This window comes from Streptomyces sp. NPDC059371, assembly GCF_042751995.1.
Lineage (GTDB): Bacteria > Actinomycetota > Actinomycetes > Streptomycetales > Streptomycetaceae > Streptomyces.
The window spans coordinates 1-9,383 of sequence record NZ_JBHYXD010000170.1 but is presented as its reverse complement, the minus strand read 5'-3'; the positions used below and the strand labels follow the sequence as shown (position 1 = coordinate 9,383).

The window sequence follows — 9,383 nt, the reverse complement described above, 5'->3', positions numbered from 1 at the left end:
AAACAGGATTACGACCGTTTCTGCCCCATCCGCCACCTCCCACAACCCAGAGACATCGACAGCCTCCAAGAACTCGCCTGCACCACCATCCATCATCCAGAGAATCGCCTAATAACCAGGCAAGGCAGATGAAAACGACCTCTTAGACGTCGTTTCTTATGGCGGGATCGTTCGTTGAGTAGTGCATGACGGATCTGGTTGAGCGGTTGGTTCCGGACGAGTTGTGGGTGTTGTTCCGGCGGGTGGTGCAGCCGACGGAGGTCATACGTCCGCAGGGCGGTGGCCGTCGGCGGGCGGGTGACCGTGAGTGCCTGGCGGCGATCGTCTTCGTGGCCACCTCGGGCTGCACGTGGCGGCAGTTGCCGCCGGTGTTCGGGCCGGCCTGGCCGACGGTCTACCGGCGTTTCGCCCAGTGGAGCGGGGACCGGGTCTGGGCCAGGCTGCACCGGGTCGTCCTGGACGAGCTCGGCGCCCGCGGTGAGCTGGACTGGTCGCGGTGCGCGATCGACTCGGTCAGTTAGAGGCCACTGCAATTGGCGGCAATGTCTTCCAATAGCACCTGGAGTTGGGCTTCGTCGTACTTTATGCTAGTTTCCAATTTTTCAATTTCCTCCCTCAGCTGTTGAGCCTTTATTGGATTTGTTTCATGCTGGAGCTTGACCTTGAGCTCGGAGAGCTTTTTTCTCTCGTCCTTTAGTTCCTTTTTGCCCAGCTCGGCATCGTGCTTCATCTGGGCGCAGATGTCAGTGCTAGAGCCAGCGTGAGGTGTCGTTGCCATGTCGGCCTCTCTCCCGCATAGGGGCGGATGGCAGGCAGTGCCGGTCCTCTATTTCTAGCGTCGCACCGCCGTGCAGTCCACGCATCTGGGGGGGAGTTGGGATGGAGCTCCATCAGCCGGACCCGCCGCAACCGAAACGGCGAGGCTACTGCAGCGAAGAGAACACCGTGTTCACATCCGGATTGCACGAGGTCCCTGGGTAGGCAGTCGCCGCCGAAACCGAGGCCGGGCCCCGTGTTTCGGCATCCGATGCGGATATCGTGGCCCAGGATGTCGGCGAGCTCGATGGCGTTGGCGCCGGGCGGCATTGACCCTAACCCGACTGGATTGGAAGACTCCCGAACTATGCCTCAGCTGCACCGCTTCGAGGCCGACCGGATGCTCATCGGCATGCTGGAGAATTCCCTCGGCCACCACTCCTGGATGAAGTTCACCTGGAGCACCGACGGCCCACCCACGCCGTGGACCCAGGTGGCGCCTGTCAGACCCGGCCGCAGGGGCGGCCGGGTCTGACAGGGTTGGTGAGTTCATCCATCACCCCGCACCGGACTCGGCATCGCAGCCTGAGCTGCCGCTTACTGCCTCCGAGAAGCTCTGCCTGGCGAACTGGGTCATCTGGTGCAGGGCTTGGACCTGAAAGTGATCTTTGATTGGAGGCCCGGGGCGGGCGCGGCCAGAACCTTCACCGTCTCGGCAACGTAGCGGTAGACGGCGGCAATCCCGACACCGAAACCGGCTGCGAGCTGGGCATAGGTGTGCCCGCACCGCAGATGGGCCAGTACCAGCAAAGCCTGTCGGTCCGTCAACACCGCGAGTTCGGCGTCAACTCCTCCACCCGCACCCGGGCAGCCGCCTCACGAGCCTCCAACTCCTCGAACAGCGAACCCGTCAGCAGCCGCAACGTCTCTTGCCAGGTGGCGCGTTCGAAGAGGTCGACATGTCGCGTCGCGCCGTCGCTCAACAGTGTCACCGAGGTCAGCGACCCCACCGGTGCCGTCCCGGTGAAGGCGTGCTCGGCCGCTAGCGGGTCAGGCCCGGCGATCCAGAAACCGCCCGGCTGGTTCCGCAGTCCCGTCAGCGCGTCGCGGTACTCCGCCAGGGCGACCACGTGTTCCGCTGAACCGGTGGGCAGCATGTCGACCGTTGCGCGAAGCCGTTTGCCCACCTCGTCCAAGCGTTGGTCTGTGACGGCGGTCGGCTTCCCGTCCAGGTCGGCGAGGAGAAGCGTCGAGTCACCTAGGGTCCGTCTTCAAAGATCATCGGATGATGGATCATGGTGGGGTGATACGTCGTCATGAACTCACTGATCAGGAGTGGGAGTTACTCGCTCCGCTGATACCGCGTGCCGCGACGGGCCGTCCGCGCGTGGAGGATCGGCAGGTCATCAACGGGATGGTCTACAAGATCCGGACCGGGATCTCCTGGCGTGACCTGCCGGATCGCTACGGGCCGTGGAAGACGGTCTATACCCGCTTTCGCCGCTACGCCCTGGACGGCGTGTTCACCCGAGCGCTCCAGCAGGTTCAGGCCCGCGCGGACGCGGTCGGCGACATCGACTGGCTCGTCCAGATCGACTCCACCATCGTGCGCGCTCACCAGCACGCCGCCGCCACCGGCCGAAAAGGGGGATCCACCGGCCGGACGAACCGGAAGATCACGCCCTCGGCCGATCCCGAGGCGGACTGACCACCAAAATCCACCTCGCCTGCGATGGCAAGGGACGTCCGCTCGCGATCCTAGTGACACCTGGCCAACGCCACGACAGCATCTGCGCACGTCCCCTCCTTGACCGGATCCGGGTTCCGCGGACCGGCGTTGGCCGGCCCCGCTCCAAACCCGACCAGGTCATCGCCGACAAGGCCTACAGCTCCCGAGGGTTCCGCGCCTACCTGCGCAAACGCGGCAGCGCGTGCACCATCCCGGAGAAAGCCGACCAGCAGCGACACCGACACAACCGCGGCCGTCGGCGGCGGTCGGCCACCGGCATTCGACCGTCAGATCTATCGCCGACGCAACGTAGTTGAGCGCTGCTTCAACCGCCTCAAGAGCTTCCGCGGCATCGCCACCAGATACGACAAGACCGCCACCTCCTACGAAGCAGCGGTCAGTCTCGCGTCATTCCTACTCTGGGCAAGATCAGTTTGAAGACGGACCCTAGTACGAGGTACTCCAGAACTCCCGCACTGGCCCGGACGGCGACGACGGTACTGGTCGGGCTGGCCCGATGGGCCAAGTCGCAGGTGCCCCCATGCAGGGAGCGGACAGCCACGATCGAGTCGGCCAGGCACTCGACGAGTGGCCGGGTGGGTTGCGTGGTGATGGTTCTCAGCAGGAGGCAGCCCAGGGTCGCGGAGAACCATGCGACGCCGTGCACACATCCGGTATCCGCACCGGCCACACTGGCCCCGTCGAGGAGGAGGACAGCCGCACCGGGAGCGGAGGGGGTGCGGGATTTGACGGCCGAGCGGCGGACCACCCGCAGGGACCGGATGGCTTCGACGGTGCCGTCGCGGGTCTTGGGCCGGCCGTGTGCGCGGCCGGACAGTACGGCGGTCGCGGCGGCGTAGGCATCGACGGGGTCGGACTTGCCGTTGGCCCGCCGGGCGTTGCGGTCAGGGCGGTCGACGTCGAGCACGGCCACCTCGCTCGCCCGGAGGAACCGGGCGAGTTGGGAACCGAAGGCGCCGGTTCCCTCGACCCCGACGGCGAGCACGTCGCCATGCATGCGCGCATCCATTCCAGCAGGCGGCAGTACCTGTCGGGGGTGGTGGGGAACGGAGCGGTGGCCAGGGTCGGCCGATGCTGTCGACCACCGCTGCCTGGTGGAAGTCTGTGTGGGTGTCCACCCCGCCGACCACCGCGATCTGATCCGTCATGCCGCTACCTGCCGTCCTTCCGTCCGGTACGCGAGAGATCGCACGGGCCGGTCAGGCGCCAGGACAAGACTGTGATGGGACCTTTGGCCGGGCTCCTGTGAGGTCACAGACGCCCGGCCGGCCGCGCGCAAAGCGGCACAGCCCGGCCGGCCGACGATTCCTTGAAAGGACAGCCCGAAGCGTCAATCGTTCGGTGGGTCAGACCCCCGAGCGATGCCGCGACCAATCCTCACGGTTGTTCGTACAGTGGCGCGCTCCACCTGGACGCCCGGCACCGCGCCCGCTCCACATACGTGTGGACCGACGGTAGACGGGATGCGAGTTGGGGAGGACCGGTGATCGCTGAGCGCCGAAAACTAGTGATGGTACTCCGCACGTGTCCTGAGGGCGTTGGCCTTGACTTCGACGTCTGGGTAGAGCCGGCCTGCGCCGCACCACCCCGCCTGCCACGGCGGCCCCGCCCACCAGTTACAGAACAAACCTTACGTCAGTAGATGTAAGGGTCAGGGAGGGAATGAGAGCAGGTGCACCACATCTCGGTCCCTCCGTCGCAATTCTCACACGCGCAGATGAGGCATGGTGAACCCGATTCGAACCAGACGCCCACTTCAGCGAGACGTGCCCCCGCCTCTTGCAAGGCGGCGCTTGACGTGGTTCGAGGCGTCTTCGATCGTCTTCTGCTGCTCTTCGGTCCACGTCCTGCCGTCGGACAACATGAGGTTCTGCCCTCTCCCGCATCTCCCTGCCATCAGCGCAGCACTGAATGGATGCCGCGCAGGTGATGCCTGAACTTTCTGTGCTGCCTACAGGTAAATCTGATGCCAATGGGACTTCTCTGAACCGCTGGTAATGTGGATCCACCCCGAGGGCCACACATCCTCGTTGGCCTGCAAATCTGGCATTTTCAGGGCGTTGACCGTGTACCCCTGAGATTCCAGAAAGCGCTTCAGGACCCCGCTAGGGTCCGCCTTCAGCTTCTCTCGTGATGCTTCATCGAGGTCGAGGGACATCTTGTAGACCTCGACCGTTTCCTCTCCTGCTTTGCTGACGGTACCGCGAATCTCAGCTTCTTCGGGCATGACAGGCTCCCTTCTATGCCGCTATTTGCCTGCAGTACTAGCGAAAGTCGTGGTCGGCGAAATGATGACGACAGGTGGCACGAGCGCAGACGCTGGAGTGCCCAGAGCTAGGAGACTTGTAGAATGGGCAACTGTATTCGGGTACGAAGCAGCGAGTGCCCCCGTCGTCGCCATTATCCTCCACGAATAGTTGCTGACGAGTCTTCCTCTGCGCCTCTAGAAGACGCGCCGCGGCCTCATCTAGCTCAGCGAAGATTTCGTCGCTCTGAGCGTCAGTCAGCTTGGAGTCGGCGGGCACTGGTATCACGCCCTCTCCAGTAAGGCGTCGTGACCTCAAGAATTGTCTTCTCACGCGACGCCTTACCTTTCCACTGTCACACCGCTGAACCGCTGACGCATCCCGTGCCCAGGGGCGATGCATTCTCAGGCTGTGAGTCCGAGTGTGGCGGTTGCCTGCTGGGGGCGGTATCGACGGAGAGGCGGGCGATGGCGGCCAGGGTCTTGGCTCCGCCGAGTACGGGGACCAGGCACAGCGCCAGCAGGGAGCCCAGGTGGTAGCGACGGTTGTGGACACGGCGGTGATCGGGTATCCGGCCCAACATTCCGACCAGGGAGGTGAACTGCTGCGGTTCGGATCCGGGCAGGCGGAGCCAAGACCCTGGCAGTGGCGCTGCAGGGACCCGATCAGGGGAGGATGGCACGCGAACGCTACCCCTGTTCGCGATCAACGGCTTCGAGAGCCTTGATCATCAGGGGTCGCGTCTCTCATTGGCGAACCGGGCAAACCATCTTGGAAGTTGAGCCGTGCGCCGATTCCATCAATTTTGGGGACGCCTGAATCACCCGAACCTGCTAAGACACGTCCCTGTGTTTCAACTTACCAGGGAGTTGCATATATCGAGACGTACGATTCCACCCCTACGACGGTCATTCATGTCAAACGGCTGACCGGCGTTGGCGAAGGCGTGTTCGGCGCGGAGCGGAATCTCGCAATGGGGCCGTTCAAGGCTTGCCCGACATTGATAGTAAGCCAACCCCCCCCAGACCTGGGTGGCGTATTGCGACCTCACGAAACGCGAATCGAAGGCTGGCACCTTCAACAGCAACGACGAGGCGGTCGCCGAAGTCATTGCACCTGTGGCGGGCCGCACATTTCCCGTGCTCGCTCAGAATCCTGCCGACGGCGGCGACTTCTCGGCCCGGCGGCACGGACTGCCAACTTTAGTAGTACCACCACTCGAGGCAGTTGCCATGCTCGTCCTCTTCGAGGCAGATCCTTGGGGGGATGCCCGACCGCTGAATCGGCTCGCCTCGGTCCACGAACTTGGTTACGATCCGGTCACCCTCCACGCGGGAGACTCCGCGCTGTCTCTCGAAGTCGATTCCCATCTCGGCCTCGAGGGCAAGACTGGCGATGGCATACTTCTTCCCTGCTTCTGGGTACTGTTCGAAGACTTCCCCGATCGCCTTAAGAAACGCGATGTCCTCTTTCAGCGTGACTGTGCGTTCCGTCGTCATGGGTGGCTCCTGATTTAGACGGTGGTGGGGCCACGACTTGAAGCCCCTGACACGGGCAATGCTGCTGCACTGGCCTCTCCCCTGCCATTCCAACCGTGCACAAGGCTGATAGATGCCTTGACTTAGGGCACAAGGCACACTGCGGTGCCGCCAATACCTGAGCAGACCGCGCATCAAAAGCCACCCTCAGGAGCGTTGACCGGATGGAGGCCGGGGCCTTGGGTCTCGCACCGGTGGGGGTCGTGGTGGGGCCACGGCCGGCCCCGCTCCAGAGCAAGATCTTTTTCGGCGGCCGGAGCTCCACGCGTCTGTCGCGCTGGCCTGCGCTGGTGGGGGCTGTGGTCGGGTCCGGAGAGGTAGCGGTGGGGGCTCGTTACCGGAAATTGATGTGGCTGGTCGGGTTGCTTTGGTCGGCCCCGCCACTCCTACGGTGAAAGCAGTACGAGCCTGTCCCGACTACCTGGCGGCATAGGCTCGTGCATTTCGCACGGAGGCGGTTCTGACGCCACGGCGCCCGCTTTACGGGCCGGCCTGTAACCCGCCCTCGTGCGGGCCAGCAAACTGAGCAACCTGGGGCGCAGGACGGCGGGTGTACGAGGGGTTGCGCAGTCGGTCTCGGAGCGTTGCCCGTCACCGACTGCGCAACGTCCATCTCCACGTCCCGCATTGCGCAGTCGATGCAGCACCGATTGCGCACTGGTCGCTCGCAGTGGTGCGGATACTGCGCAACGCGGCCATCCATCGCCGCGTCGGCGCACGCGGCCTGAGCCCAACAGGTGCCGTGCTCTCCGGGCTGCCTAGAGCACCGTGATCGCGAATTTGTGCAGGTCAAAGCCATGATGCGCAGCTGTTGCGCAGACCGGGTGGTGAAGGGGGTTCGGTGGGGGGCTCGAAGGCGTATCGGTACGGGTCGACGAGCGCGGTGCGCGCGCAGGTGCTGGCGGCACTGGGGGTATTGAAGTTGGCGACGGCGGGTCAGATGCACCGGCTGATGGCGCCCGGCCACAAGGACAACAAAGCCTTCCGCAACGCCGCTCTGGACCTGGCCCGGCACGGTCTGACGGTCTCCGAGGGCAGCAGCCGGGACGGGCACAAGATCTGGTCGCTGACCCCGCTCGGCCTGGACGCGGCCGCCGAAGTCCTGGGACGGCCGGTGGGGGAGATGGGCGGCACCGCGCGCGGAGCTGCCCGTTCGGGTGCCCCGCACGCGATGGCGGTGAACGAGACGGTCATCGCCATGACCCGTACGCCTGCCGAGGCGACCCACCCGGTACCCCGCCAGCAGGAGACGGAGGAGCCGTCGACGGCCCCGGCCGCCGTCGCGCCGACGCGGGACGCCGAGGCGGATCCCGTCCCGTCGGGGGTGGGGTGGATCGGCTCCTGGACGACCGAAGTTCCTCTCAGCGTTTCCGGCAGCAAGTCGAATCGGGCCGGTGTGCGGGTGGACGCGGTGTTGCAGGCGCCGGAGGCGGAGTTGCCGGTGCTGTTCGTGGAGGTCGACAACTGCACTGAGCCGGCCGACGTCCTGGCGGCGAAGTTCGAGAAGTATGTGCGCTACTTCCGCGCGCGGATGAAGAGCTCACTGGGCACCGAGATGCCAGCCTGGCGTGCCCACTACCGGCCCTCGGGACGTGACGGTCACCCGCCGGTGCTGATCGTCTTCAACCCCGGCACACGGATCGGCCCACAGGCCTTGAAGAACCGCATGAACACTGTCATGCATTTGACCCGCACCGTGTGGTCCGGCGCCTGGCATGCAGATCACAACTACGGCGCCCAGGACGGCTACTGCGACTACGACGACGCGATCCCCATCCTCTTCACCACTCTCGACCGACTGCGGGACGGAGGGCCGCGCGGGGTGGTGTGGTGGCGGTGCGGCCATGGCGGCTGGGAAACCCTGACCGACGCTCTCGCCAACCCCAACGACCAGGCGGCATGGTCGGCCCGCACCGAAGAACGCCGCGCCTTGCGCCGGCAAGCCGATCAGGAGCGTGAACGGGAGAAAGAACAGGCGGCCGCATCCGCACGACGGACCGCGCGACGGGTTCCGGAGCTGTGGCCCGGCGAGCCTGCTCCATCACCGGCCTCAGTGGTTCCGGCCTGCGAGCGGTGCGGAGAGCCTATTACCGGCCCCGGCGAGGATGCTCCCGCTCCGTCTGAGGACGGGAGACACTGCCCGTCGTGCCGCAGCGATGTCTACCAGTACCCGACTTTGCGGCAGGCGCTCTTCGGGCGCCGACCGCGCGGTACGTAGGCCGACCACGTCCCGAGCGTGGCCGGAGCCGGACTACGGCTGGCGCTCTAGACCGGGCAGCGACGCCGAATGCTCAGCCCTCGCCTCCCGGTTCACAGGCAGGGACGCGAGCGACGCCCTGTTCAACGACGCTTGAGATCACCGGATACCCGGCGTGCAAGCCCGTGTCTGTTGAATAGTTACGATGAGCGACTAGCCAGTTCAGGCTCGGACGTGGCGCTCTTTCCTGCGACCAGCCAGCGGCGCAATCCTTGCGTGTGGTCAGAAAGCCGGTGCGCCACTGCCCAATGCAGGGAACTGTGGCCCCAGGATGCGGGGCCGAACAGGCGGACTCGGTGTACTGCTCGCCGAAGTGCCGCACCCAGGCGTGGCGGCTACGACGGGAAGCCGCCGCCGCATCGGGTGACCGCTCCGAACGGTCGTTGCCGTAAGCATCACCGTGTAGCGGCTGTCCATCGTGATCGCAGGCGCACTGGCGCCTCCTGCGCGGCCCGAGCAGCTCCCACGCGCGGATGGTTCGCAGGAAATGACGGTGCCAGCTTGAGTCGGCTGCCAGACTTGAAATGGTGGTGCCGTTCTCACCCCCGCAGCCGGGTGACTCGCCCGCAAGTTCCGGGCTCGGGGCAGCGATTCGGACGGACGCCTGTGGCCCGGAACTTCACCCAACTTGCTGGGCCACACGCTGGGCGGACGCGCGCGGCGCCGATTCCCCTACCGGTGCCCCCCCCGATCCCCCTACCAACTCCCCTACCGGCACCTTCACCTGCCCGTCACGATTCACGCAGGTCACACCCCTTGACCAGCCCCAACTAGCCATCCCGAACCCTCTTACCGCTCCTCCGTCCTGTTCTGCCCCTAGAAGGCGGGGGCAGAAC

At 65.3% G+C, this 9,383-nt stretch carries 6 protein-coding genes and 5 pseudogenes; 4 read left to right on the top strand and 7 right to left on the bottom strand.

The annotated features are described in order from the left end of the window. Window positions 1–185: 185 nt before the first annotated feature. A pseudogene (locus tag ACFXGX_RS42290) lies at window positions 186–518 on the top strand (transposase); the annotation flags it as partial. Here the strand turns inward: ACFXGX_RS42290 and ACFXGX_RS42285 are convergent. Further along, entirely contained in the window at window positions 518–778 is a 261-nt protein-coding gene (locus ACFXGX_RS42285) for a hypothetical protein (protein ID WP_384803515.1), read from the bottom strand. The pseudogene ACFXGX_RS42290 and the gene ACFXGX_RS42285 overlap by 1 nt on opposite strands. Continuing rightward, window positions 727–1,086 carry a hypothetical protein gene (locus ACFXGX_RS42280; protein WP_384803512.1) on the bottom strand — a complete coding sequence of 120 codons (360 nt, stop codon included), beginning with the start codon at window positions 1,084–1,086 and terminating at the stop codon, window positions 727–729. The genes ACFXGX_RS42285 and ACFXGX_RS42280 overlap by 52 nt, the downstream gene beginning before the upstream one ends. A gap of 37 nt (window positions 1,087–1,123) precedes the next feature. On the opposite strand from ACFXGX_RS42280, the gene ACFXGX_RS42275 reads away from it, so the two are divergent. After that, complete coding sequence (locus tag ACFXGX_RS42275; RefSeq protein WP_384803509.1) at window positions 1,124–1,291, top strand: hypothetical protein; 168 nt, start codon at window positions 1,124–1,126, stop codon at window positions 1,289–1,291. Between the two features lie 128 nt (window positions 1,292–1,419). On the opposite strand, the pseudogene ACFXGX_RS42270 reads toward ACFXGX_RS42275, so the two are convergent. Next, a pseudogene (locus tag ACFXGX_RS42270) lies at window positions 1,420–1,581 on the bottom strand (transposase family protein); the annotation flags it as partial. Window positions 1,582–1,643: 62 nt separating this feature from the next. After that, window positions 1,644–2,018, bottom strand: a pseudogene (locus ACFXGX_RS42265) (integrase); the annotation flags it as partial. A gap of 44 nt (window positions 2,019–2,062) precedes the next feature. Between ACFXGX_RS42265 and ACFXGX_RS42260 the strand changes: the two are divergent. Beyond that, window positions 2,063–2,923: pseudogene (locus tag ACFXGX_RS42260) on the top strand (IS5 family transposase). On the opposite strand, the pseudogene ACFXGX_RS42255 reads toward ACFXGX_RS42260, so the two are convergent. The 3 genes and pseudogenes from ACFXGX_RS42255 to ACFXGX_RS42245 form a co-directional block, all read right to left on the bottom strand. Further along, window positions 2,892–3,503: pseudogene (locus tag ACFXGX_RS42255) on the bottom strand (transposase); the annotation flags it as partial. The pseudogenes ACFXGX_RS42260 and ACFXGX_RS42255 overlap by 32 nt on opposite strands. Window positions 3,504–4,457: 954 nt before the next feature. Further along, window positions 4,458–4,733, bottom strand: a complete 276-nt coding sequence (locus ACFXGX_RS42250; RefSeq protein ID WP_384803506.1) for a hypothetical protein — start codon at window positions 4,731–4,733, stop codon at window positions 4,458–4,460. Between the two features lie 1,221 nt (window positions 4,734–5,954). Next, the gene (locus ACFXGX_RS42245) at window positions 5,955–6,251 is read right to left on the bottom strand and encodes a hypothetical protein (RefSeq protein WP_384803503.1); all 297 of its coding nucleotides are present in this window, start codon (window positions 6,249–6,251) and stop codon (window positions 5,955–5,957) included. An 880-nt stretch (window positions 6,252–7,131) separates the two neighbouring features. Here ACFXGX_RS42245 and ACFXGX_RS42240 point away from each other — a divergent pair. Next, window positions 7,132–8,508 (top strand): replication-relaxation family protein, encoded by a 1,377-nt coding sequence (locus tag ACFXGX_RS42240; protein ID WP_384803500.1) that lies wholly within the window; start codon window positions 7,132–7,134, stop codon window positions 8,506–8,508. The last annotated feature ends 875 nt before the right edge of the window (window positions 8,509–9,383 follow it).

Excerpts from the sequence above, each read along its gene's own strand:
- ACFXGX_RS42285 (WP_384803515.1), bottom strand. The coding sequence starts at position 778 with ATGGCAACGACACCTCACGCTGGCTCTAGCACTGACATCTGCGCCCAG.
- ACFXGX_RS42280 (WP_384803512.1), bottom strand. The coding sequence starts at position 1,086 with ATGCCGCCCGGCGCCAACGCCATCGAGCTCGCCGACATCCTGGGCCAC.
- ACFXGX_RS42275 (WP_384803509.1), top strand. The coding sequence starts at position 1,124 with ATGCCTCAGCTGCACCGCTTCGAGGCCGACCGGATGCTCATCGGCATG.
- ACFXGX_RS42250 (WP_384803506.1), bottom strand. The coding sequence starts at position 4,733 with ATGCCCGAAGAAGCTGAGATTCGCGGTACCGTCAGCAAAGCAGGAGAG.
- ACFXGX_RS42245 (WP_384803503.1), bottom strand. The coding sequence starts at position 6,251 with ATGACGACGGAACGCACAGTCACGCTGAAAGAGGACATCGCGTTTCTT.